We start from the raw sequence: 23,358 nt of genomic DNA on the forward strand, positions 1-23,358 counted from the left end.
GTAAGGCTATCCTCTGCTGCATGCAGGAGACGGTGGGGCTGGCGGGCGACGACCTGCGCCTCGGATATCACGGCAAGCGGGTGGTCGACGGCGCATCCCTGCGCATCGAGGCGGCCAGTGTCACCGTGCTCGTCGGACCGAACGGCAGCGGGAAGTCGACGCTGCTGCGTGCCCTGGCGCGGCTCCATCACCCCGACGACGGCCGGATCACGTTCCCGGACGGCGTCAGCGCGCTCGACCTGTCCGCCAAGGAGTTCGCCCGCAAGGTCACCCTGCTGTCGCAGTCGCGGCCGACCCCCAACGGGGTGAGTGTGCGCGACGTCGTCGGGTACGGGCGGCATCCGCATCGCGGGCGCTGGCGGACCGACGACCCGGACGGCAACCGGGCGATCGAGCACGCGATGGCGGTCACCGGGGTGACCGCGATGGCCGAGCGCGCGGTCGACGAGCTGTCCGGCGGCGAGCTGCAGCGGGTGTGGCTCGCGACCTGTCTGGCCCAGGACACCGGCGTCCTGCTGCTCGACGAACCGACCACGTTCCTCGACCTGCGCTACCAGATCGAGATCCTCGACCTGATGCGTGAGCTCGCCGACCTCCACGGCGTCGCGGTCGGCGTCGTACTGCACGACCTGAACCAGGCCGCCGCCGTGGCGGACCGGATCGCGCTGCTCGATCAGGGGCGGGTCCGTGCGAGCGGTACGCCGGAGGAGGTGCTCGAGGCCGACGCGCTGACCGAGACCTACGGCATCCGGATCGAGGTCGGTACCGACCCCGCGACCGGCCTGGTCACCACCCGTCCCATCGGCAAGCACCTGAATCGCCTCACCACGATCTGAGGACATCTGATGAAGAGAACCACCGCCCTGCTCGCTGCTGCCCTGTTCGCGTTGACGGCGTGCGGGACGAGCGAGCCCGCGACCACCGACGCCGCTGCGCAGACCACCGCGCAGCCGGTCTCGATCACCGACGCGCGGAACAAGAAGCTCGACCTGAAGGCCCCGGCCGCCAAGGTCGTCGCGCTCGAGTGGAACGCGGTCGAGAGTCTCGTGACGCTGGGCGTGATGCCGGTCGGGGTCGCCGACACCAAGGGATACGGCAAGTGGGTCACCGCCGAGAAGCTGGACCCGTCGGTCAAGGACGTCGGCACCCGCGGTGAGTCCAGCGTGGACGCGATCGCCGCGCTCAGCCCCGACCTGGTGATCACCACCACCGACGAGTCGGCGAACTCGATCGCCCAGTTCGAGAAGATCGCACCGGTGCTGGTGATCCGCGGCTCGGACGCGACCAAGCCGATCGCGCAGATGAAGGCCAACCTGGAGCTGATCGGCAGCGCGATCGGCAAGGCCGACCGGGCCAGGCAGCTCAACGCCGACTTCGACAAGGCGCTGGCCGAGGGCAAGCAGAAGATCGCCGACGCGGGCAAGGCCGGTGAGAACTTCACCATGGCCGACGGCTGGAAGCAGGGCAGCACGATCTCGATCCGGATGTTCACCACCGGCTCGCTGCTCGGCGCGGTGCTCGCCGAACTGGGCCTGAAGAACGGCTGGACCGGCGCCGGTGACAAGGACTACGGCCTGGCCCAGACCGACCTCGAGGGCCTGACCAAGCTGCCGGACGGCAACTTCCTCTACATCGCCAACGACGCCGACGGCGGTGACGTGTTCGGCGGCGACCTGGCCAAGAACGCGATCTGGAAGAACCTGCCGTTCGTGAAGCGGAACGACGTACACCGGCTCCCGGACGGCATCTGGATGTTCGGCGGTCCGAAGTCGACCGAGCAGTTCATCGACGCGGCCGTCCAGGCAGTCACGTCTTGACCCAGGTGACCGCCCCGGGACCTGACGTCCAGGTTCCCGAGGCTCTGCAGCCGGTACGGCGGCTCCGCGTGGCGAGCGTGTTGGCTCTGGCCGCTGTGGCCGCCGTACTGCTGGCTGCTGTACACCTCACCCAGGGCACCTCGTCGGTGAACGCCGGTGACCTCCTGCGGTTGCTCGTCGGCCAGGGCACGGACAACTCCGCCAATGTGCTGATCGCGTCCCGGCTGCCCCGGCTGCTGGCCGGCGTACTGGTCGGGGTCGCGCTCGGCTTCGCCGGGGCCGGGCTCCAGTCGCTGGCACGGAACCCGCTCGCCTCGCCGGACACGTTGGGGGTCAACGCCGGGGCGTATCTCGCGGTCGTGGTCGTGGCCGCGTTCGGGGTCTCGTTGCCGGTGCTGCCCGCCGGGGGAGTCGCCTTTCTCGGCGGGCTGGCGGCCGCCGCCCTGGTGCTCGCCCTGTCGGCCGGCGGCTCGTCAGGTCCGACCCGGCTGATCCTGGCCGGATCGGCCGTCGCGATGGCGCTGGCCGGGGTGACGACGCTGCTTCTGCTGCTCTACCGCGAGGAGACGGTCGGCACGTTCGCCTGGGGAGCGGGCACGCTGGTGCAGACCGACTTCACCGCGGTCGGCCAGATGGCGCCAGTCGTTGCCGTCGGCATCATCGGGGCGATGCTGCTGGCGCCGAAGCTGGACATCCTCGCCCTCGGTGACGACACCGCGTCGGTGCTGGGTGTTCACGTACGGCGGGTGCGCGTACTGATCACCCTGTTGACGGTGCTGCTGTCGGCCGCCGCGGTCACGGTTGCCGGCCCGGTCGGCTTCGTCGGTCTGGTCGCCCCGGTGCTCGTGCGGCTGATCGCTCCGATGGTGCCCGGGTTGCTGCGGCACCGCGTACTGCTTCCGTTGAGCGGTCTGGCCGGCGTCCTGGTCGTCCTTGCCGCGGACGTCGTACTCCGGGCCCTGCTCGGTGGCCAGGCCGGGGTGGAGATCCCGACCGGTGTGATGACCATGATGGTCGGTGCGACCGTGCTCGTCTGGCTGGCGCGGCGGTACCGCGATTCGGGCCCGAGCCGGACGCCGGGTGGTGCGAGTTCGGGGCTGCGCAGCCGGCGGACGTTCTGGGTTGTCACCGGTGTGCTCGCCGTACTGCTGGTCGTGGCCGGCGTCCTGGCGATGCTGGCCGGCGATGCGTTCCTGCGTACCGGTGATGTCATGAACTGGATCAACGGGCGGTCCGGTCGGGCGATCACCTATGTGCTCGACCAGCGGTTCCCGCGGGTGCTGTCCGCCGTACTGTGCGGTGCGGCGCTCGCGATCGCGGGGACGACGGTCCAGGCGGTCTGCCGGAACCCGCTGGCGGAACCGGGGATCCTCGGGATCACGGGCGGGGCGGGCGTGGGTGCGGTGACCACGCTCGTACTGTTGCCGTCCGCAAGCATCTGGCTGCTGTCGGGGGCCGCCGCGGTGGCCGCGCTGGCCACGTTCGCGCTGGTCTACCTGGTGTCGTGGCGTGGCGGGCTGAGCTCCGACCGGCTGGTATTGATCGGTGTCGGGGTGTCGTCGGGGGCGACCGCGATCATCACGTTGCTGATCGTCGCCACCGATCCGTGGAACGTCAGCATGGCGATGACGTGGTTGTCCGGCAGCACGTACGGGCGGACGTTGCCACAGGTCGTACCGGTGGCGATCGCGCTGCTGGTGCTCACCCCGGTGATCGTCCACGCCCGGCGCGAACTCGACCTGGTGGCGCTGGACGACGACGTACCGCGCATCCTCGGCGTACGGCTCGAGCGCACCCGGCTGACCGCGTTGTTGTGCGCGGCGTTGCTGACCGCGGCCGCCGTGTCCGCGATCGGCGTGGTCGGTTTCGTCGGCCTGGTGGCACCGCACGCCGCCCGGGCGCTGGTCGGCGGGCGGCACACCCGGATCCTGCCGGTCGCCGCGCTGCTCGGCGCGATCCTGGTCAGCGTCGCGGACAGCCTCGGCCGCACGCTGCTGGCTCCGGCGCAGATCCCGGCCGGACTGCTCACCGCGCTGATCGGAGCGCCGTACTTCGTCTACCTGTTGTGGCGGACCCGGGTCCCGAACCGCTGATCAGCCGGCCTTAGCGGCGGCCTTCTTCTGCTGCTTGAACTCACGGACCTTCTGCAGCGAATCCGCGTCCACGACATCCGCGACCGACCGGTACCCGTCGAGCGCGTAGTCCCCGGCGGCCGCCTCCCAGCCGTCGGGCCGGACACCGAGTTGCTTGGCCAGCAGCGCCACGAAGATCTGAGCCTTCTGCTTGCCGAAGCCGGGAAGCTCCTGCACCCGCTTGAGCAGTTCCTTACCGGTCGTCGGCTCCGTCCACAGCCGGGTCACGTCACCGTCGTACCTGGACTCGACCAGGGCGGCCAGCTCCTGCAGCCGGGCAGCCATCGAGCCGGGGAACCGATGGATCGCCGGGGGCTGGGAGCACAGCTCCTTGAACGCCTCCGGCTCGGCGGCGGCGATCGCCGCCGGATCGAGGGTGCCGAATCGGCTGAGCACCTTCCAGCCGCCCCGGAAGGCGTGCTCCATCCCGTACTGCTGATCCAGCATCATCCCGACGACGAGAGCGAACGGGTACTCGTCGAGGACACGGTCCGCGTCCGGCAGGTTCGCGATCTGGAAGCCCATGGCCGCATCATCTCACGCGCGCCGCAGTGCGGGTTGTCCCTTGTGCTCGAACCCGGTCCATGCCCAAAACAGGCCCGCGGGCCTATGCTCGGCTGGGGCAGCGCCGACGGGAGGAGCACGGATGGACATCCGGGATCTGGATCGGAGGGCCGGTGCAGTACTCGGGGAGGTGGTCATGCAGGTGCGCCCCGAACAGCTGTGGTTCCCGACGCCCTGCCCGGACTGGACCGTCCGCGGTCTGCTCCGCCACATCGTCAGCGAGAACGAGGGCTTCGCCGCCGCGGCGCTGAACGGGTCGGCCCCGGTGCAGACCTGGAACGGCGGACGGCTCGGGGACCACCCGTCCGGCGCGTACCGCCGGTCGAACGTCCGGGTCGCGGACGCGTTCGCCGACGGCGGGGCGCTGGACCGGCTGATGGAGGTCCGCGAGTACGGCTCGTTCCCGCGCCGGGTGGCGCTGAGTTTCCACCAGCTCGACTGTGTCGTGCACGCGTGGGACCTGGCCCGGGCCATCGACATCCCGTACGACCCGCCGCCGGACCTGGTCGAGCAGGCGCTGATCCTGGCCCGCAAGATCCCTGACACCGACGCGGTCCGGGGCCCCGGCGCCGCCTTCGAGCGCAGCGTCAAGGTCTCCGGCGACGCCTCCGACTTCGACCAGCTACTCGGCCTCCTCGGCCGCAACCCCGACTGGGTCTCCCCGCTCGACTGAATACGCCTTCAGGACCGTCTGTTCGAGTTCGGGCTCGAAGCGAAGCCGGCCCGGCTACGCTGAGTATCGACAGTGTCGACAGTCGTGGAGGTGCCGATGGAGCCGGTGTTCGCGCCTGACGTTCCGGCCCGCGTACGGCGGTTGTACGGCACCCGGCCCGAGTTGTTCGTCCCGGCCGGGCAGCCGAAGCCCAAGCGGGAGACCTCCTGGTCGGTCGCACCCGGCAACACCTTCGGTCAGCTGCTGGTCTGGCTCGCGGTCTGCGTCGGCGGCTGGATCCTGGCTCTCATCCTGATGGCGGCGACGTTGCCGGCCGAGGTCGCCTCCTGGTCGGCGATCGTGCTGGCCGGGATCCTGGCCGTCGCCACCGTCGGGATCGTGGCCAAGTCCGCGGTCGAGGACCGCGGCCACAAGGCGGTCCGGCGGCAGCACGGCAGGTACCTGCTGCCGGAGGACTTCGACGAGGCGGCCGCCCGGCTGCTGGACCGGGCCCAACGCGCGGTGAAAACGGTGCTCGAGGCAACAGTCACCCGGCGCGGGCTGCTCGACGAGGTGAAGAACGACCTGGTCCTGCCCGAGCAGCTCTGGGACATCGGCCAGGTGCTGCGTGAGCAGACCGTGCTGCGGGCCCGGCAGCGCGAGGTCGCGCGGGGCATGTCGACCGCCGAGCTGGAAGCCGTGCTCGGACCGCAGCGCCGAGCACTCGCGCTCTCCGTCGACGCCATCAAGCGCAAGGTCGAGTTGCTGGAGCGGTACGCCGACAGGGTCCGCTCGGCCGATGCCGCGCTGCGTGCCGAGGCGGCGCTGGAGGACGGCGACCGTTACATCGAGCTCCTGGCCCGGACCGAGCCGGCCGGTGACACCTCGGTCGTCCAAGGCTTCGCCGAGGAAGCGGCTGCCCTCCGCGACACCCTCACCCGCAGCATCAACGCGGCCCGCGACGCCGGCCGGACCCTAGCCCTGCCCGAGTAGCCTCAGCTCTTCCTCATCGGAGAGACCGACCGCGAGCGGAGGTTCACCGCGGCCCCGGTCCCAAGCGATGACGTCGGCGACGGTCTGCCGCAGGGGCGTCACCGGCATACCCGCGGCCCGTGCCTTGGACTGGTCGCGTCGACGCGTTGCCCACGCCGTCTCGGGCTCCATCAAGGGGAAGCCTCCCGGAACGGCGCCGGCCGGTACCCGCACCAACTCGACCGCGTTGCCGGCGACCTCGGCGGCGGTCTCGATCAGTTCCCCGATCGTGCTGTCGGGTCCGATCGCGTTGAACGCTCCAGGCCTGCCGTCGGTGACGAGCTGGACGACGAGCCGGCCGAGGTCGCGGCTGTCGGTCAACTGCAACGGCTGCTCCGGTCGCGTCGGCAGGGCAACCCGGCCGCCCCGGGCTCCCCGCCGTACCCAGTAGAGGACCGTCTCCGAGGTGTCGCCGGGACCGGTGACCTTGCCGGGGCGGACGATCGTCGCGCGGTCGCCGTACCGCTCCACGACGTCGTCCTCGCAGGCGACCTTGCAGGGGCCGTAGGTGTCGTTCGTGAGTTCGTCGGCCGCCCGCAGCGGCTCACGCCGTGGCGCGTTCTCGTCGGTGCCGGGCGGCAGATCCCGGACGTAGACGGCGTGGCTGGAGACGAACAGGTAGCGCCCGACCCGGTCGCCCAGCACGTCCATCGCCTCGTCGACCTGCTTGCTCTGGTAACCGCTCAGGTCGACCACCGCGTCCCACTCACCGGTCCGCAGCGCCGCGTAGTCACCGGTGTCGCGATCGCCGAACAGTTGCGTCACCTCCGGTGGGAGGTCGGTCCCGCTCCTGCCCCGGCTGAAGGACGCCACCTCGGCGCCGTGTTCGAGCGCGTCCGCGATGACCGCGCGTCCGACGAATCCGTTCCCACCCAGCGTCAGAATCCGCACACTGCCGACGCTAACCTCCAGGAGCCGGTCGCCGCGACCGGATTAGGCTTCCGGCATGACGAAGACGGTGGTGGTTGCCGGTGGCACCGGTGTGCTCGGCGCGGCGGTGACGGCGGAGTTCCTGCGAGCCGGCTGGCGGGTCGTCGTACCCGGGCGGACCGAGGAGTCGCTGGCCCGGCTCGGCACCGACCCGGCGCTGAACCCGATCGTCGCCGACCCGTTCGATCCGGCCGGTACGGCGGACGTCGTCGCGCTCGCCACCTCCGACGAGGCCGCGCCACTGGCCGCACTGGTCAACCTCGTCGGCGGCTTCGGCTCCGGGGCGCGGGTGCACGAGACGCCGGTCGAGGACTTCGAGTCGATGATCCGGCTCAACCTGCGGCCGACGTACCTGATGACACAGGGCGTGCTTCCGCACCTCATCGCCGCCGGCGGTGGAGCGGTGGTCTGCACGTCGAGCGGAGCGGCGCTGCGGCCGTTCGCCGGGGCAGCCGGGTACATCACCGGGAAGGCCGGAGTGATCGCGTTCGCCGACGCCCTGCACGCGGAGTACGCGCGTGACGGCATCCGGGTGAACACCATCGTGCCCGGCACCATCGACACCCCCGCCAACCGGGCCGCGATGCCGAAGGCCGACACCACCAAGTGGACCCCGCCCGACCGCATCGCCGTGGTGGTGCGCACCCTCGTCGAGACGCCCGGCTTCGCCGGAACGCATCTGCCGGTATGACAACCGTTTGACCCGGTGACACGTCTGAAGAGGTGCGGGCACGGGTACTTGACGCACACTGGTACTCGGGGGACGGCGACAGGGGAGCCATGGGGAAACGGTCGCGCGCGACAGGCGCCACGAGCGATCCCGGGTTGCCCGCGTCCGAGCCGGACGGACGCCGGCCGCGGTCGGTTCCGAGGGTGCTTGGGCTGACCTTGCTCGGTGCCCTGCTCCCCGGGCTCGGCCTTGTCATCGGCGGCCGCCGCCGGATCGGTGTCTTCGTGCTGACCGTCACCCTCGGACTGATCGCGCTCGGGGCCTACGTCGGCCTGGCCCGGCGCGAGGAGGTTCTCTCGGCGGCCGTCGTACCGAGCCGGCTGCTGATCACGTCGGTGGCGATCGGCACGCTGGCCGTCCTCTGGATCGTGGTCGTCGTCGCGTCGCACCGTTCGTTGCGTCCGGCAACAGGTGGCCGCGGCGGCCGGGTCCTCGGCGCGCTGCTGGTCGGCGTCCTGTGCTTCGCGATCGCGGCCCCGGCCGCCCTCGGCGTACAGAGTGTGCTGGCACAGCGCGACCTGGTGCAGGACGTGTTCGTGGCGCAGGGCGAGGGCAAGAGTGCGACCCGGCCGAGTGTGGTCAACACCAAGGACCCGTGGGAGGACAAGCCGCGGCTGAACCTGCTGCTGCTCGGCGGCGACGACGCGCCGAGCCGGCCCGGAGTGCGGACCGACACGGTGATCGTGGCGAGTATCGACACCAGGACCGGCGACACCTCGCTGGTCTCGATGCCGCGGCAGTTGACCTTCATGCCGTTCCCGAAGGACTCGCCGCTGCACAAGCTTTACCCGAACGGCTACGGCAAGGAAGGGCTCAGCCTCGAGGGCAGGCTGGAGTGGATGCTGACCTCGATGTACCAGAACATCCCGGCGGCCCACCCGGGCATCCTCGGCCCGTCCGACAACGAGGGCGCCGACGTGCTGAAGCAGTCCGTCGGCGAGGCGATCGGCCTGAAGCTCGACTACTACCTGCAGGTCAACCTGAAAGGCTTCGCCGAACTCGTCGACGCGCTCGGCGGCATCACCGTCAACGTCAACGAGCGGGTCGCGATGGGCGGCGTCAGCAGTTCGAACATCCCGCCGAGCGAGTGGATCGAGCCCGGGCCGAACCAGCACCTCGACGGGCGGCACGCGCTGTGGTTCGCGCGCGGCCGGTACGGCGCCGACGACGACCAGCGCCAGATCCGCCAGCGCTGCGCGATCAAGGGGATCATCGACGCGGCCGACCCGAGGACGCTGGTGACGAAGTACAAGGCGATCGCCAGGGCCGGCCAGCAGTTGCTGCGCACCGACATCCCGCAGGAACTGCTGCCCGCGATGGTCCAGTTGGCGCTCCGGGTGAAGTCGGGGACCGTCTCGAACGTCCACCTCGACGCCGCCAAGCTGCGGCTGAAGTACCTGCACCCGGACTACGACGCCCTCCGCGACACCGTGGAGAAGGCTCTCGAGCAGCCCGCACCCCCGGCCACCACCGCCCCGGCCCCGCCGGCGGCTCCGAAGTCCACCAGGCCCTCCGGCAAGCCCGCCAACGCGACCCCACCGGCCCCCACTCAGGACCTCGAGGACGCCTGCGCCTACCGCCCGGCCACCGGCGACCAGCCGAACTGACCGCGTCGCAGATCTGATTTCTCCGGCGTGTGTCGATCTGGTGGTGGACCGCTCGACGTGAGAGTAAGTGATCGACCGACACGACGAGGAGAACCACTGCGATGCGCTACATGATCATCAACAAGGCGGACGCCGACAGCGAGGCCGGGATGTTCCCGCCGGACGAGGTGGCCGTGGCGGTCGGCCAGGCTGTGGAGGACATGTCGAAGGCGGGTGTCCTGTTGTTCGCCGAAGGTGTGCACCGCAGTGCGCTCGGCGCCCGGGTGAAGGTCGAGGGTGGCAGGCGCACCGTCACCGACGGCCCGTTCGCCGAGACCAAGGAGCTGATCGGCGGCGTCATCGTCGTCGAGGTTCGCAACCGCGACGAGGCGATCGAGTGGGCCGCCCGGCTGGCCGAGGCGCTCGGCAGCGAGGTCGAGGTACGCCGGGTCGTCGAGGAGGCCGACTTCGGTCCGGACTCCGACATTTCCGGCAACTGACGTGCCGCCAGGGTGCCGGGCCGACTTCCGCCCGGCACCCTCCGTCTGTGTCCATTCGGCGGGTTGCCGTTCGTGGTGATGCCAACAACCCGTCGAAGGAGAGACACCATGATCACGACCGCGCAGCGCCTGACCGTCCCCGATGCCGAGCTGTACTACGAGGTCCGGGGTTCCGGACCGCTGGTTGTTCTGGTGGGTGCGCCGATGGACGCGGACTCGTTCGCGCCGCTCGCCGAGGAACTGGCGACCGACCACACCGTGCTCACCACGGATCCGCGCGGCATCCACCGCAGCCGGCTGATCGGTCAGGGATCGACGCCGGAGCAGCGGGCCGACGACCTCGCCCGGCTGATCCGGTACGCCGACGCCGGGCCGGCGGCCGTGTTCGGGTCGAGTGGGGGTGCGGTGACGGCGCTCGCGCTGGCGCAGGCCCATCCGGAGCTGGTCACCACGGTGATCGCGCACGAGCCGCCGTTGGACCGGCTGGTCGAGGACGGCGACGAGTTGCTGGCCGCATCCGAGCGGATGATCGCGGACTACCTGGCCGGGGACGTGACCGGGGCGTGGCGGCAGTTCTTCGCGCTGGCGAACATCGAGGTGCCGGATGGTGTCGTCGAGGCGATGTTCGGCGGTGAGCGGGATCCGCGGGTGGTCGCCGACGAGCGGTTCTGGTTCGAGCACGAGCTGCGGGAATCGGTCAGCTGGCTGCCGGAGCTGGCTCGGCTGAAGGACAGCGGAGTGCGCATCGTGGTCGGGATCGGCGAGGAGTCGGGCGGCCAGTTGTGCGACCGGACCTCGACCGCGCTGGCCGCCGGGCTGGGCATCGAGCCCACCCGCTTCCCCGGCGACCACACCGGCTTCGTGTCGGGCGCCGCGCCGTTCGCCGCCGTACTGCGCGCGTCATGGGCACGTCCTCGAGCACGGTCGTGCGATAGATGAGACTCGCCCGTGGCTCCGCGGGCGGAGTATGTGAAGCTGGGGGTGACCGGTGCGGATCCCGTGTGAACGGGCCTGTGCCGGGCACAGTCGAGGTGCTGGCCGGGGCCGGTGAGAGATGCGACACCGACCCGCGTGGCGCCTTGACCTCAACCGTGGTTGAAGTTTCAAGCTGGTGCCGCTGAAACAGGACATCGGAGATATCGGCCCCCGCGGGCCCCGACGAAGGAGCAGAGTTGACCACGTACACGCTTCCCGACCTCCCGTACGACTACGGTGCGCTGGCGCCGAGCATCGCCGGGGAGATCATGGAGCTGCACCACTCCAAGCACCACCAGACCTACGTCAACGGCCTGAACGACACCCTGGAGAAGCTGGCCGCCGCCCGCGAGAAGGGTGACTTCGGCGCCATCGTCGGGCTGGAGAAGTCGCTCGCCTTCAACCTCGGCGGGCACGTCAACCACTCGATCTTCTGGAAGAACCTGTCGCCGGACGGCGGTGACAAGCCGGACGGCGAGCTGGGCGCCGCGATCGACGAGTACTTCGGCTCGTTCGACGGCTTCCAGGCCCACTTCACCTCGGCGGCGACCACCATCCAGGGCTCCGGCTGGGCGATCCTCGGCTGGGACGCGCTGGCGGGCCGGCTGCTGGTCCACCAGCTGTACGACCAGCAGGGCAACCTGCCGGCCGGCCAGATCCCGATCGTCATGCTCGACATGTGGGAGCACGCGTTCTACCTGCAGTACAAGAACGTGAAGCCGGACTACGTCAAGGCCTGGTGGAACGTGGTGAACTGGGGCGACGCCCAGGCCCGCTTCGACGCGGCCCGCGCCAACGCAGGCGGCCTGATCACCGTCAGCTGACGTCGGCGGCCGAACACCGGCGGCCGCGCCGCCGGCTGCTCGGTCACGGCTCGAGGGGCGCCCGGACCAGGTGGGCCGGGCGCCCCTGCCGTTGTGTCAGCGCAGGAAGCCGGAGATCACCGGGGCGATCGCCGACGCCTTGATGACATGGTTCTGGCCGGGGACCTCCTCGTGCTTCGCACCCGGTACGGCGCTCGCCAGCGCCTTGACCGACGTCTTCATCCAGCCCGGGCTCTTGCCGCCGCTGACGACGAGCACCGGCCGGTCGACGGTCGCCCACTGCGAGGCGTCCAGCGGTTCGCCGAAGCAGTTGTCTCCCAGCAGGGCCGCGTCGTACGGAAGGGTGTGGGCGACCGCCTTCATCCCCTTCCAGGCCGGCATCAGCCTCATCATCCCGACCACGAACCCCGGCAGCCCGATGCCCTTGGTCATGAAGTACTTGACCGCGTCGGACGGGCCGAGCGCCTTCAGGTCCGTCACCCAGGTCCGCGGGATCTGCTTGCGGCTGCCGTCCACGACGAACGGCGGCTCGAACACGACCAGCTTCTCGATCGCCACCCCGGCCGCGGCGGCTCGCAGCGCCAGCGCCGCGCCCGACGAGGTGCCGTAGACGTACGCCGAGCAGCCGGCCGCCTCGATCACCGCGGCCAGGTCCTCGATCTCACGCTCGACGTCGTACTCCGCCGCGTCGTCGCTGTCGCCGCGGCCACGGCGGTCGTAGTTGTACACGGTGAACTCCGAGGCCAGCAGTTCGGCGAGTTCCGGCATCGGGCCCTGGGCCCGGCTGCACAGCGCGCCGTCGACCAGCACCAGAGCCGGGCCGCTTCCGCGCTGGTCGTAGGCGATGGCGGTGCCGTCCGCCGACGTGACCTTCTCCATGACGTTCCTCCTGCTTCGGTGATCTCACCACCTGCGTCGAACAATCGTGGCCGAAATCGACACCGGCCGGGGAAACGGGCCGGTTGCGTAGCGTCGCGAGGCCTGGGTACCGGGCGATGAGCCGACCCACGGGAGGCGAGATGACGACGCGTACAGACGCCGTCCGGCACGATGCCGGACATCACGGCCAGGACGAGCCGGTAGGCGCCCTGGTCGCTCAGCTGACCAGCGATGTCAGCCGGCTGGTCCGGGACGAACTGCAACTGGCCAAGGCCGAACTGGCGGACAAGGGGAAAGAGGCCGGTAAGGGCATCGGCTTGTTCGGCGGGGCCGGCGCCGTCGCGCTGTACGGTCTCGGGGCTCTGATCGCCGCCGCGATCCTCGGTCTCGCGACCGCCGTACCGGCGTGGTTGTCCGCACTGATCGTCGCGATCGTGCTGTTCGCGATCGCGGGGGTCGCGGCACTGCTCGGGAAGCGGCACGTCAGCCAGGCTTCACCACCCGTCCCGCGGCGCGCGGTCGAGGGCGTCCACGAGGACCTCGAAGCACTGAAGGGTCACCGGCCGGAAGGGAAGATCACCGCATGACCACCAAGCAGGCGGCCCATCGAGAACCGCTGAGCGAGACCGAGGCACTGCGCCTCGACCTCGAGCAGACCCGGCAGCACCTGGCCGGCACCGTGCAGGAACTGACCCGGCAACTCAACGTGCCCAGGCGGGTCAAGGAGTCCGCCGGACAGGCCGGCCGCCGGATGAAGGAAATGCCCGCCAAAGTCAGGCAGGTGCCTGCCGTGAGCCGGCGTCACCCGAAGGCGGCTGCTGCGGTCGGCGGAGCGGTGGCCCTCGGCGTCGGTGCGGTGGCCTGGATGGCCGGCCGCCAGCGGTAGCGCATCGACCTAACAGGCCGCGGCGCGTTCCAGCAGGAGGCTGCGTTCGCGCTCGTTGCGGGTGAGGGCGGCCGCCTTCTCGAACTCGGCTCGGGCCTCGTCGAGCCGGCCGAGCTTGAACAGCAGGTCGCCGCGGACGCTCGGCAGCAGGTGGTACTCCTTCAGCGAGGGCTCGTCCGCGAGCGCGTCCACGGCCTCGAGCCCGCGTTCCGGGCCGAACGCCATCGAGATCGCGACCGCCTGGTTGAGTTCGACCACCGGTGACGGTGCGACTTGCGCGAGTACGGCGTACAGGCCGGCGATCCGGCTCCAGTCGGTGTCCTCGGGGTCGGCCGCGCGGGCGTGGCAGGCCGCGATCGCGGCCTGCAGGAGGTACGGGCCGGGCGGCTTGTCGAGTGCCCAGGCCCGGTCGAGTCCTTCCAGACCCCGGCGGATCAGCAACCGGTCCCACCGGCGGCGATCCTGGTCGAGCAGCAGGACCGGTTCGCCCTCGGGCCCGACGCGGGCGTTGGCGCGGGAGGCCTGGAGTTCCATCAGTGCCAGCAGCCCGTGGACCTCGGGTTCGTCCGGCATGAGTTCGGCCAGCAGGCGGCCGAGGCGCATGGCCTCGTTGCACAGCGCCGGCCGCATCCAGTCGTCACCGGCGGTCGCGGAGTAGCCCTCGTTGTAGATCAAGTAGATGACCTCGAGCACGGACGACAGCCGCTCCCGCAGTTCGTCGCCGGACGGCACCTCGAACTGGACACCGGCCTTGGCGAGATTGCGCTTGGCCCGGACGACCCGCTGGGCGATCGTCGCCTCCGGAGCCAGGAACGCACGGGCGATCTCGTCGGTTTTCAGGCCGCCGAGCAGCTTCAGCGTCAGCGTCACCCGCGCGTCCATGGTCAACACCGGGTGACAGGCGGTGAACAGCAGCCGGAGCAGGTCGTCCTCGATGTGGTCCTCGAGGATCGCTTCCACCTGGTCTTCGACGCTGTCCTCGACTCCATTGCTATCGATCTCGAGCTCGTGGCCCATCTCGGCGAGCTTGCGCTGGTACGTCTCCTTGCGCCGGATCAGGTCGATCGCCCGGCGTTTGGCGATCGCCATCAGCCAGGCCCCGGGATTGTTCGGTACGCCGGACTCCGGCCACTGCTCCAGCGCCGCCACCAGCGCGTCCTGCGCCAGCTCCTCGGCCAGCCCGACGTCCCGCACGATGCGGGCGACGCCGGCGATGATCCGGGCCGACTCGATCCGCCAGACCGCGTCCACGGCCCGATGGGCCTCAACAACCGTCACTCGCCGATAGTAGTCCGGGCACTGGCCGCCGGTGCGGGACCAATAGACTTCCTCCCGATACCCCTCGGAAGAACGCTTGAGGTTTGCCGTGCTCACCATGCAGGACGCGCTGCTGGCGCTGACCAAGTACTGGACCGACCGCGGCTGCATGGTCGTGCAGCCGTTCAACACCGAGGTCGGTGCCGGAACGCTGAACCCGGCGACCATCCTGCGGGTGCTCGGTCCGGAGCCGTGGCGGGTCGCGTACGTCGAGCCGAGTGTCCGGCCCGACGACAGCCGGTACGGCGAGAACCCGAACCGCCTGCAGACCCACACCCAGTTCCAGGTGGTGCTCAAGCCGGACCCGGGCAACCCGCAGGAGCTGTTCCTGGACAGCCTGACCGCGCTCGGCATCGACATCGACGCGCACGACGTCCGGTTCGTCGAGGACAACTGGGCGAACCCGGCGACCGGTTCGTGGGGTCTGGGCTGGGAGGTCTGGCTGGACGGCCTGGAGATCACCCAGTTCACCTACTTCCAGCAGGCCGGCGGCATGACACTGGACCCGGTGTCGGTGGAGATCACCTACGGCATCGAGCGGATCATGATGGCGCTGCAGGGCGTCTCGCACTTCAAGGACATCGCCTACGCGCCGGGCATCTCGTACGGCGAGGCGTTCGGCCAGGCCGAGTACGAGATGAGCCGGTACTACCTCGACGACGCCGATGTCGAGAGCCAGAAGCGGTTGTTCGAGGAGTACGCCGCCGAGGCCCGCCGGATGCTCGACGCGCGGCTCCCGGTCCCGGCGCACGTCTACGTGCTGCGCTGCTCGCACACCTTCAACGTCCTCGACTCCCGCGGTGCGGTCAGTACGACGGAACGCGCCAAGGCCTTCGGCCGGATGCGGTCGCTGGCCCGCGAGGTGGCTCAACTGTGGGCCGAACGCCGTACCGAGCTCGAACACCCGCTGGGGATCGCCGAGTTGCCCGCGCCGGCGCCGGCGCCGGCCGAGTTCCCGGCCGTCTCCGGGACCCGGCAGCTGACCTTCGAGATCGGCACCGAGGAGATGCCGCCGTCGGAGGTCACGAAGACCGCCGAGGCGGTTCGTGCCGCGTTGACCGAGAAGCTGGCCGCGACGCGCCTCGGCCACGGTGACATCACGGTGTACGCGACTCCGCGCCGCGTGGTCGCCTTCGTCGCGGCTGTGCAGGCGGGCGAGCCGGACGCCGAGCGGGTGGTGCGTGGTCCGCGGAAGTCGGCCGCGTACGACGCCGACGGCAACGTCACCAAGGCCGCCGCCGGGTTCGCGCGGGGTCAGGGTGTCGACGTGACCGAGTTGCACGACCTCGACGTCGACGGTGTCGAGTACGTCGCGGTGACCAAGCCGGACCCCGGACGCGGCGCCGCCGAGGTGCTGAGCGGCGTACTGAGCGAGATCGTCAGCGGCCTGCGCTCGGACAAGAACATGCGCTGGAACGACGCCAAGCTGTCGTTCACACGACCGATCCGCTGGCTGGTCGCGCTGCTCGGCGACCAGGTGGTGCCGGTGTCGGTGTCGACCCTGGCGGCCGGCCGGACGACGCGGGTGCACCGGACCGCGGCCCAGCCGCAGGTGGAGATCGCCGCGGCCGAGGGGTATCTGGACCTGCTCCGGATCCACGGGATCGAGGCCGACCCGGCTCGCCGCCGGGCGCAGATCGTCGAGGCGGCGCAGCGGCTGGCGCAGAGCGTCGGCGGTGCCATCGACGTCGAGGGCGAGTCGGCGCTGATCGACCAGATCGTCAACCTGGTCGAGGAGCCGACCGCGATCCTCGGCGGGTTCTCCGCCGATTACCTGACGCTGCCGGGCGAGATCCTCACCACCGTCATGCGCAAGCACCAGCGCTATCTGCCGGTCCGTGACGCGGACGGCAACCTGCTTCCGCACTTCGTTGCCGTGGCCAACGGTTCGGTCGACGAGGGTGTGGTCCGGGAAGGCAACGAGGCGGTGCTGCGGGCGCGCTACGAGGACGCCGCGTTCTTCTGGCGGGCCGACCTCGAGACGCCGCTCGAGACGATGAAGGGTGAGCTGGACAAGCTGGCCTTCGAGGAGCGGCTCGGCTCGATGGCCGACCGGGCGGGCCGGATCGGCCGGATCGCCATGTCGCTGGCCTCGCTGGTGGAGCTGGACGGTGACGATCTGACCACGCTGAGGCGGGCGGCCGAGCTGGCGAAGTTCGACCTCGGGTCACAGATGGTCGTCGAGCTGACCAGCCTGGCCGGCACGATGGCCCGCGAGTACGCGCGCCGCGCGGGCGAGAGCGAGGCAGTCGCCCAGGCGCTCTACGACATGGAGCTGCCGCGGTCGGCCGGTGACCCGGTGCCGTCGACGACTCCGGGTGCCCTGCTCGCGCTGGCCGACCGGTTCGACCTGCTGGCCGGCCTGTTCGCGGTCGGCGCGAAGCCGACCGGCAGCTCCGACCCGTTCGCGCTGCGCCGGGCCGCCGCCGGTGTGGTGGCGATCCTGCGCGAACACCCGGCGCTGAAGGGGATCACGCTCGAGCAGGGTCTGCGGGCCGCCGCCGCGGAGATCGGTGCCCAGGGCATCGACGTACCGGCGGCGTCGCTCGAGGAGGTCGTCGAGTTCACCGTACGGCGGTACGAGCAGCAGCTGCTCGATCGCGGCGACGATCACCACCAGGTGGCCGCGGTGTTGCCGTTGGCAACTGCGCCCGCGGTCGCGGACGAGACGCTGGCGACCCTGCAGCAGCTGGTCGGCAGCGGCGACTTCGCCGACCTGGTCGCGGTGCTTCAGCGGGTACGGCGGATCGTGCCGGAGGGGACCGAGCCGTCGTACGACGCGGGCAAGCTGACCGAGCCGGCCGAGGTCGTCCTGCACGAGGCGGTCCAGAAGGTCGGCCAGGCGCCGACCGGGCTGGCCGACTTTGTCACCGCGGCCTCCGTCCTCGTCGAGCCGGTCACCACCTTCTTCGACGAGATCCTGGTGATGGCCGACGACCCGGACCTCCGCGCCGCCCGGCTGGGCCTGCTGGCCACCATCAGTGCCCAGGCCGCCCCGGTCCTGGATTGGCAAGCTCTCGGCACCAGCCTCAGCCCGGCCGACCAGGAGCGCTGACCTCAGTCGTTCAGGGTGAGCAGGGCTCCGAGACGCTCACCGAGTAGGCGGTAGCCGTCGGGACCAGGGTGTACGTCGTCGGCGTACAGGTCCCGGGCTTCGCCGGGAGTGAGGATGGTGCGACCGTCGATGAGCTGGACGGCCGGGTCGGTGCGGGCGCCGAGCTCCACACAGGCGCGTACGTCGTCCAGCGTGAGGCCGACCGCGTTGGGTTTGCCTTCGAGGTTGGGTGCGACAAGGGGCGTGATGACCACGAGCGGAGTCTTGGGGTGGCCCTCGCGGACAGTGGAGACGAAGGCCTCGACCTGGCCGGGGAGGGTCCGGCCGCTGAAGGTTTCGCCGGCGTAGATGTTGATGCCGAGGCACAGGGAGATCAGCCGGGCCGGGAGGTCTCTGATGGTGCGGGCCGCGACCGGGTCGAGGTGGCACTCACCGGCGAACCCGAGCGCGACGAGATCCCACCCGTGCGACCGCGCGACCAGGGCCGGCCACGTCTCGGACGGCCCGTAGGCGCCGGTGCACTGCGTGACCGAGCTGCCATAGGTGACCCACCGCGGCCCGGTGGGCGCCAGCGGCTCGGCCTCGCCGTCGAACGAAAGCTCACGGACGGCGATCACGCCCGAATGAGGCAGCCAGATCTCGACCTCGACCGAACGCCCCGGCAGTGGGACCACGAGACGCTGTTCGCCCTCGCGGACCTCGCACCGCTCGTGCAGTTCGCCGTCGACGAGAACGTCCAGCGGGCCGATCCCTCCGTAGATCCCGACGCCGGCGCGGATCTCCAGGCTCACCGACGAGGCCGTCGTACGCCAGGCACCCCGGACGCCGGCGGGGGTCGCGGCCCGTTCCCACAGCCGGTGACCGGGACGATCCGGATTCCCGATCCAGTCGATCAGCCGGAAGTCGTGCCCGCGCGGATCCAGCCGCCAGAACGTCGCCCACCCGTCCGCGTCGACCTCGCGATGCCGAAACCCGGTCCACAGCGCCCCGGTCGAGTTCAGGCTCATCTTCGTGCTCCTCGGATGCCCCGGAGTGACCGGGCGACGGGTTGTGCGGCGGCGGACGTGAGGCGGGCGACCGCGCGTGCACCGAGGCTGGCGTCGACGTGGGCGAGCATGACCGCGGCGGCCGTCTCGGCGTCACCGGCCGCGATCGCGTCGACCAGTGCGAGGTGCTCGGCGTGCGTGCGGTCCAGGTCCTCCTCGGTCCGGCCGTCCTCGAGGGCAAGCCTGCGGTACCGGTCGGCCTTGTCCCAGAGCCCGTCCAGGGTCTGGACCAGGATCTGGTTGTGCGACGCGGTGTAGATCGCGACATGGAACCGCCGGTGCGTCGACAACTCGGCCGGCCCCGGATCGGTCCGCAACGGCAGCAACTCGTCCGCCGTCGCCCGGATCAGTTCCAGGTCCTGCCTGGTACGGCGTTCTGCCGCCAGGCCGGCCGCCAACGGATCGAGCGAGCGCCGGATCTCCACCAGGTCCCGGGCCTCCTCGGCGGTCAGCCGCGTGACCCGGGCGTCGCGGTGGGCGTCCAGCTCGACCAGCCCCTCGGTCATCAACCGGCGCAGCGCCTCCCGCAACGGCGTCGTACTGATCCCCAGTTGCTTGGCCAGCTCGGCCTGCTGGATGACCGACCCGGGCACCAGTTCGCCGCCCAGCACCTGCTCGCGCACGAGCTGGTAGGCGACCTCGGCCTTGGTCGCCCCGTTGATCCCTGCCACGCCCGCCCTCCTCGTCCGAACCGGGCTCCAACCTAACGCATCATCGCCGTTATAACGAATATGTGGCAAAGATCCTCGGATTTCAAGGCATGAGACGGCCATGGGTGAGCAGTTGACCTAGAAGGTTATAACGACTCACACTCAAGGCCATGGCAGACAACTACAGGCTGGGCGTCCTGGACGGCGACGGCATCGGACCCGAGATCGTCCCCGCGACCGTGCAGGTCCTCGACGCGGCGGTGGCTGCTGCCGGTGGCTCCCCGATCGAGTGGGTTCCGCTCCCGGTCGGCGCCGCGGCGATCGAGACACACGGCAGCGCGCTCCCGCCGGTGACGCTGGAGACCCTGGGGCAGCTCGACGGCTGGTTGCTGGGTCCGCACGACAGCGCGTCGTACCCCGAGGATCATCGGGTGCGGCTGAACCCGAGCGGGTTCCTGCGCAAACACTTCGACCTGTTCGCGAACGTCCGGCCGGCCAAGGCCTTCGAGGGGACGCCTGCGGTCGTCCCCGGCCTCGACCTGGTCGTCGTACGGGAGAACACCGAGGGCTTCTACGCCGACCGCAGTACCTATGCCGGCACCGGCGAGTACATGCCGACCGCCGACGTGGCGATCGCGATGGGCATCTTCACCCGGCCCGCGATCGAGCGGATCGCCCGCCAGGCGTTCGAGCTCGCGAGGCGGCGCCGCAAGCACCTGACCATCGTGCACAAGGCGAACGTGCTGCGCCTAACCACGGGCTTCTTCCGCGACATCTGCCGCGAGATCGCCGCCGACTACCCGGACGTGAGGGTCGACGACTTCCACATCGACGCGATGACCGTGCACCTGGTCCGGCACGGGGCCGACTTCGACGTTCTCGTCACCGAGAACATGTTCGGCGACATCCTGTCCGACCTGGCCGGTGAACTGGCCGGATCGCTCGGGATCGCGCCGTCGATCAACGCCTCCCACGAGCACGCGATGGCGCAGGCCGCGCACGGCTCGGCGCCGGACATCGCCGGCCGCGACCTGGCCAACCCGACCGCGATGATCGCGTCCGGTGCGATGCTCCTCGACTGGCTCGGCGACGATCCGTTCAAACAGGCAGCAGTCCTGGTCGATCGCGGGCTCCGGGCCACAGTCGCCCGCGGCATCCGGACCGCCGACCTCGGCGGCACCGCGGGAACGGCCGAGTTCACCGAGGCAGTCGTCGCGTCGATCAACGAGCCGGCATGAACGGCCGCCGCTTCCAGCCGCTCCGCGGCATCGCCCCCGATCATCTGCCGCGCACCTTGCGGATCCTGCTCGAGAACGCGCTCCGGCACGGCACGGCGAGCGACGCCCTGCGCAACTGGGAGCCGGGCGTGGTCGGCGAGCTGGAAGTGTTCGCGTCGCGGGTCTTCCTGCACGACACGAACGGCGTACCGGTACTGGCGGATCTGGCCGCGATGCGGGACGCGATGGTGGCCCAGGGCAAGGACCCGGCGCTGGTCGACCCACTGATCCCGGCCGAACTCGTCGTGGACCACTCGGTGATCGCGGACGTCTTCGGACGACCGGACGCGATGCAGGTGAACGTGGCGCTGGAGTACGAGCGGAACGCCGAGCGGTTCCGGTTCCTGCGCTGGGGGCAGCAGACGTTCAAGCAGTTCAAGGTCGTGCCGCCGGGTGCCGGGATCATGCACCAGATCAACCTGGAGTATCTGGCCCGGGTGGTCGAGGAACGCGACGGGTGGGTGTTCCCGGATCTCTGCCTCGGCACGGACTCGCACACCACCATGGTCAACGGGCTGGGCGTACTCGGCTGGGGGATCGGCGGGATCGAGGCCGAGGCGGCGATGCTCGGCCAATCGGTGTCGATGGCGCTGCCGAAGGTAGTCGGCGTCCGGCTAACCGGTTCACTCCCGGTCGGTACGACGGCGACCGATCTGGTGCTGACGATCACCGAGACGCTGCGCGCGCACGGCGTGGTCGGCAAACTGATCGAGTTCGGCGGCCCGGCGCTGGCCGAGTTGGCGGTGCCCGACCGGGCGACGATCGCCAACATGAGCCCGGAGTTCGGCTCGACCGCGGCGTACTTCCCGATCGACCGGCGCACGCTGGACTACCTGCTCTTCACCGGGCGACCGGCAGAGAAGGTCGACCTGGTCGAGACGTATGCCCGCGAGCAAGGACTGTGGCACGACCCCGCGGTCGAGATCCGGTACGACGAGTACGTCGACATCGACCTGAGCACGGTGGTCCCGTCGATCGCCGGTCCGCGTCGACCGCAGCAACGCACGTCACTCGCCGAGGCCCGCGCAGCCGTCGAGGCCGAACTCCCACCGGGTGCGCGGACTCTCGAGGATCCCGGACACGGTGCTGTGGTCGTCGCGGCGATCACGTCCTGCACGAACACGTCCAACCCGGCCGTCATGGTCGCCGCGGGACTGCTCGCCAGGAACGCGGTCGAACGCGGCCTCACCAGCAAGCCGTGGGTGAAGACGACGCTGTCCCCGGGGTCGCGGGTGGTGATGGACTACCTCGGCGACGCGGGGCTCACGCCGTACTTGGAGAAGCTGGGTTTCCACCTGGTCGGCTTCGGTTGTATGACGTGCATCGGGGCGTCCGGTGCCCTCATCGACGACGTGGCTGCCGCCGTGCGGGATCGGGATCTGACCGTGGCCGCCGTACTGTCCGGGAATCGCAACTTCGAGGGCCGGATCCAGCCGGACGTGCGGCTCAACTACCTGGCCTCGCCGCCGCTCGTGATCGCGTACGCCCTCGCCGGCCGGATGGACATCGATCTGCTCACCGAGCCACTCGGCACGGATACGAACGGTGATCCGGTCCACCTCGCCGACCTCTGGCCCCAGCCGGCCGACATCGACGCGGTGATCGGCAACACGCTGAAACCCGAGCTCTTCAAGGGCGCGTACGACGATGTGTTCGTCGGCGACGACCGGTGGCAGCGGCTCGACGCTCCAGGCGGTGAGACCTTCGCCTGGGGTGATTCGACGTACCTGCGGCGGCCGCCGTACTTCGACGGACGGCCGGCGCCTGGCGACCTGATCGGCGCGCGTGCGTTGGTGCGGCTCGGGGACTCGGTGACCACGGACCACATCTCGCCCGCGGGTGCGATCCCGCCGGACAGCGTGGCGGGTCGCTACCTGATCGATCTAGGTGTGCCGCGTCACCAGCTGAACACCTACGCGTCTCGACGCGGCAACCATCTCGTGATGATGCGGGGTGCCTTCGGAAACGTCCGGCTGCGCAACCAGTTGGCCCACGGCATCGAAGGGCCGACCACTCCCGGGCCGGACGGCGTACTGACGTCGATCTTCGACGCCGCCGAGGCGTACCGGGCGGCCGGCGTACCGATCGTCGTTGTCGCCGGCAAGGAGTACGGCACGGGATCGTCGCGTGACTGGGCCGCGAAAGGACCGGCGCTGCTCGGGGTGCGGGCGGTGCTGGCGCAGTCCTTCGAGCGGATCCACCGGTCGAACCTGGTCGGTCTCGGCATCCTGCCGCTGGAGTTCCTGCCGGGGGAGGGTGACGACCTGACCGGCGAGGACACGATCGACATCCAGCTCGGCGACGACGGCTTCGCCACCGCATCGTCCGCGGGCAAGGAGTACCGGCTGAGGGTTCGCCTCGACACCCCGCGGGAGGCCGAGTACTACCGCCACGGCGGCGTCCTGCCGTACGTGCTGCACCGGCTGCGCCAGGAACCGTTGCGAGGTCAGGAAAGTAACGGGTAGACTGATGTAACAGGTGATGCATTTTAACTAAGGTTACGCTC

The 23,358-nt window shown here is 70.3% G+C and carries 21 protein-coding genes; 15 read left to right on the top strand and 6 right to left on the bottom strand.

The window, feature by feature from the left end:
• Nucleotides 1-20: 20 nt before the first annotated feature.
• Genes ACYVOK_RS11060 through ACYVOK_RS11070 form a run of 3 tightly spaced genes read left to right on the top strand, consistent with a single transcriptional unit; the run spans nucleotide 21 to nucleotide 3,910 of the window.
• On the top strand, nucleotides 21-836 hold the full coding sequence (locus tag ACYVOK_RS11060) for an ABC transporter ATP-binding protein (protein WP_460662233.1): 816 nt from the start codon (nucleotides 21-23) through the stop codon (nucleotides 834-836).
• Between the two features lie 9 nt (nucleotides 837-845).
• On the top strand, nucleotides 846-1,817 hold the full coding sequence (locus ACYVOK_RS11065) for an ABC transporter substrate-binding protein (RefSeq protein ID WP_460662234.1): 972 nt from the start codon (nucleotides 846-848) through the stop codon (nucleotides 1,815-1,817).
• 5 nt (nucleotides 1,818-1,822) lie between these two features.
• On the top strand, nucleotides 1,823-3,910 hold the full coding sequence (locus ACYVOK_RS11070; protein WP_460662335.1) for an iron ABC transporter permease: 2,088 nt from the start codon (nucleotides 1,823-1,825) through the stop codon (nucleotides 3,908-3,910).
• Here ACYVOK_RS11070 and ACYVOK_RS11075 read toward each other — a convergent pair whose 3' ends face one another.
• Nucleotides 3,911-4,474 carry an HhH-GPD-type base excision DNA repair protein gene (locus ACYVOK_RS11075; RefSeq protein ID WP_460662235.1) on the bottom strand — a complete coding sequence of 188 codons (564 nt, stop codon included), beginning with the start codon at nucleotides 4,472-4,474 and terminating at the stop codon, nucleotides 3,911-3,913.
• 121 nt (nucleotides 4,475-4,595) lie between these two features.
• On the opposite strand from ACYVOK_RS11075, the gene ACYVOK_RS11080 reads away from it, so the two are divergent.
• Complete coding sequence (locus tag ACYVOK_RS11080; RefSeq protein ID WP_460662236.1) at nucleotides 4,596-5,186, top strand: TIGR03086 family metal-binding protein; 591 nt, start codon at nucleotides 4,596-4,598, stop codon at nucleotides 5,184-5,186.
• Between the two features lie 72 nt (nucleotides 5,187-5,258).
• Nucleotides 5,259-6,158, top strand: coding sequence for a hypothetical protein (locus tag ACYVOK_RS11085; RefSeq protein ID WP_460662237.1), 900 nt, complete (start codon nucleotides 5,259-5,261; stop codon nucleotides 6,156-6,158).
• On the opposite strand, the gene ACYVOK_RS11090 is transcribed toward ACYVOK_RS11085, so the two are convergent.
• Nucleotides 6,141-7,088 (bottom strand): NAD-dependent epimerase/dehydratase family protein, encoded by a 948-nt coding sequence (locus ACYVOK_RS11090; protein WP_460662238.1) that lies wholly within the window; start codon nucleotides 7,086-7,088, stop codon nucleotides 6,141-6,143. The two genes, ACYVOK_RS11085 and ACYVOK_RS11090, sit on opposite strands and share 18 nt — an antisense overlap.
• Before the next feature lie 55 nt (nucleotides 7,089-7,143).
• On the opposite strand from ACYVOK_RS11090, the gene ACYVOK_RS11095 reads away from it, so the two are divergent.
• The 5 genes from ACYVOK_RS11095 (at nucleotide 7,144) to ACYVOK_RS11115 (ending at nucleotide 11,742) form a co-directional block, all read left to right on the top strand.
• Nucleotides 7,144-7,818, top strand: coding sequence for an SDR family oxidoreductase (locus tag ACYVOK_RS11095; RefSeq protein ID WP_460662239.1), 675 nt, complete (start codon nucleotides 7,144-7,146; stop codon nucleotides 7,816-7,818).
• A gap of 182 nt (nucleotides 7,819-8,000) precedes the next feature.
• Nucleotides 8,001-9,464: an LCP family protein gene (locus ACYVOK_RS11100; protein WP_460662240.1), complete on the top strand. Its 1,464-nt coding sequence runs from the start codon at nucleotides 8,001-8,003 to the stop codon at nucleotides 9,462-9,464.
• 101 nt (nucleotides 9,465-9,565) lie between these two features.
• On the top strand, nucleotides 9,566-9,943 hold the full coding sequence (locus tag ACYVOK_RS11105; protein WP_460662241.1) for a YciI family protein: 378 nt from the start codon (nucleotides 9,566-9,568) through the stop codon (nucleotides 9,941-9,943).
• Nucleotides 9,944-10,051: 108 nt separating this feature from the next.
• A complete protein-coding gene (locus ACYVOK_RS11110; protein ID WP_460662242.1) occupies nucleotides 10,052-10,882 on the top strand; it encodes an alpha/beta fold hydrolase in 831 nt (276 codons plus the stop codon).
• A gap of 233 nt (nucleotides 10,883-11,115) precedes the next feature.
• Nucleotides 11,116-11,742 carry a superoxide dismutase gene (locus ACYVOK_RS11115; protein ID WP_460662243.1) on the top strand — a complete coding sequence of 209 codons (627 nt, stop codon included), beginning with the start codon at nucleotides 11,116-11,118 and terminating at the stop codon, nucleotides 11,740-11,742.
• A 96-nt stretch (nucleotides 11,743-11,838) separates the two neighbouring features.
• On the opposite strand, the gene ACYVOK_RS11120 is transcribed toward ACYVOK_RS11115, so the two are convergent.
• A complete protein-coding gene (locus ACYVOK_RS11120) occupies nucleotides 11,839-12,621 on the bottom strand; it encodes an alpha/beta fold hydrolase (protein ID WP_460662244.1) in 783 nt (260 codons plus the stop codon).
• Between the two features lie 140 nt (nucleotides 12,622-12,761).
• Here ACYVOK_RS11120 and ACYVOK_RS11125 point away from each other — a divergent pair, with 140 nt between their 5' ends.
• A complete protein-coding gene (locus ACYVOK_RS11125; protein WP_460662245.1) occupies nucleotides 12,762-13,208 on the top strand; it encodes a phage holin family protein in 447 nt (148 codons plus the stop codon).
• The gene (locus ACYVOK_RS11130; RefSeq protein ID WP_460662246.1) at nucleotides 13,205-13,507 is read left to right on the top strand and encodes a DUF3618 domain-containing protein; all 303 of its coding nucleotides are present in this window, start codon (nucleotides 13,205-13,207) and stop codon (nucleotides 13,505-13,507) included. Before ACYVOK_RS11125 ends, ACYVOK_RS11130 begins: the two co-directional genes overlap by 4 nt.
• A 9-nt stretch (nucleotides 13,508-13,516) precedes the next feature.
• On the opposite strand, the gene ACYVOK_RS11135 is transcribed toward ACYVOK_RS11130, so the two are convergent.
• The gene (locus ACYVOK_RS11135; RefSeq protein WP_460662247.1) at nucleotides 13,517-14,785 is read right to left on the bottom strand and encodes an RNA polymerase sigma factor; all 1,269 of its coding nucleotides are present in this window, start codon (nucleotides 14,783-14,785) and stop codon (nucleotides 13,517-13,519) included.
• A 97-nt stretch (nucleotides 14,786-14,882) separates the two neighbouring features.
• Here ACYVOK_RS11135 and ACYVOK_RS11140 point away from each other — a divergent pair, with 97 nt between their 5' ends.
• The gene (locus ACYVOK_RS11140; protein WP_460662336.1) at nucleotides 14,883-17,879 is read left to right on the top strand and encodes a glycine--tRNA ligase; all 2,997 of its coding nucleotides are present in this window, start codon (nucleotides 14,883-14,885) and stop codon (nucleotides 17,877-17,879) included.
• Nucleotides 17,880-17,881: 2 nt separating this feature from the next.
• Here ACYVOK_RS11140 and ACYVOK_RS11145 read toward each other — a convergent pair whose 3' ends face one another.
• Together ACYVOK_RS11145 and ACYVOK_RS11150 are read right to left on the bottom strand one after the other, a co-directional pair.
• The gene (locus ACYVOK_RS11145; protein ID WP_460662248.1) at nucleotides 17,882-18,886 is read right to left on the bottom strand and encodes a GDSL-type esterase/lipase family protein; all 1,005 of its coding nucleotides are present in this window, start codon (nucleotides 18,884-18,886) and stop codon (nucleotides 17,882-17,884) included.
• Complete coding sequence (locus ACYVOK_RS11150; protein ID WP_460662249.1) at nucleotides 18,883-19,596, bottom strand: GntR family transcriptional regulator; 714 nt, start codon at nucleotides 19,594-19,596, stop codon at nucleotides 18,883-18,885. The genes ACYVOK_RS11145 and ACYVOK_RS11150 overlap by 4 nt, the downstream gene beginning before the upstream one ends.
• A gap of 149 nt (nucleotides 19,597-19,745) precedes the next feature.
• Here ACYVOK_RS11150 and ACYVOK_RS11155 point away from each other — a divergent pair, with 149 nt between their 5' ends.
• Together ACYVOK_RS11155 and acnA are read left to right on the top strand one after the other, a co-directional pair.
• Nucleotides 19,746-20,813: an isocitrate/isopropylmalate dehydrogenase family protein gene (locus tag ACYVOK_RS11155; RefSeq protein ID WP_460662250.1), complete on the top strand. Its 1,068-nt coding sequence runs from the start codon at nucleotides 19,746-19,748 to the stop codon at nucleotides 20,811-20,813.
• Nucleotides 20,810-23,317, top strand: coding sequence for an aconitate hydratase AcnA (acnA, locus tag ACYVOK_RS11160; RefSeq protein ID WP_460662251.1), 2,508 nt, complete (start codon nucleotides 20,810-20,812; stop codon nucleotides 23,315-23,317). The genes ACYVOK_RS11155 and acnA overlap by 4 nt, the downstream gene beginning before the upstream one ends.
• The last annotated feature ends 41 nt before the right edge of the window (nucleotides 23,318-23,358 follow it).

The organism is Kribbella swartbergensis (genome assembly GCF_054784135.1).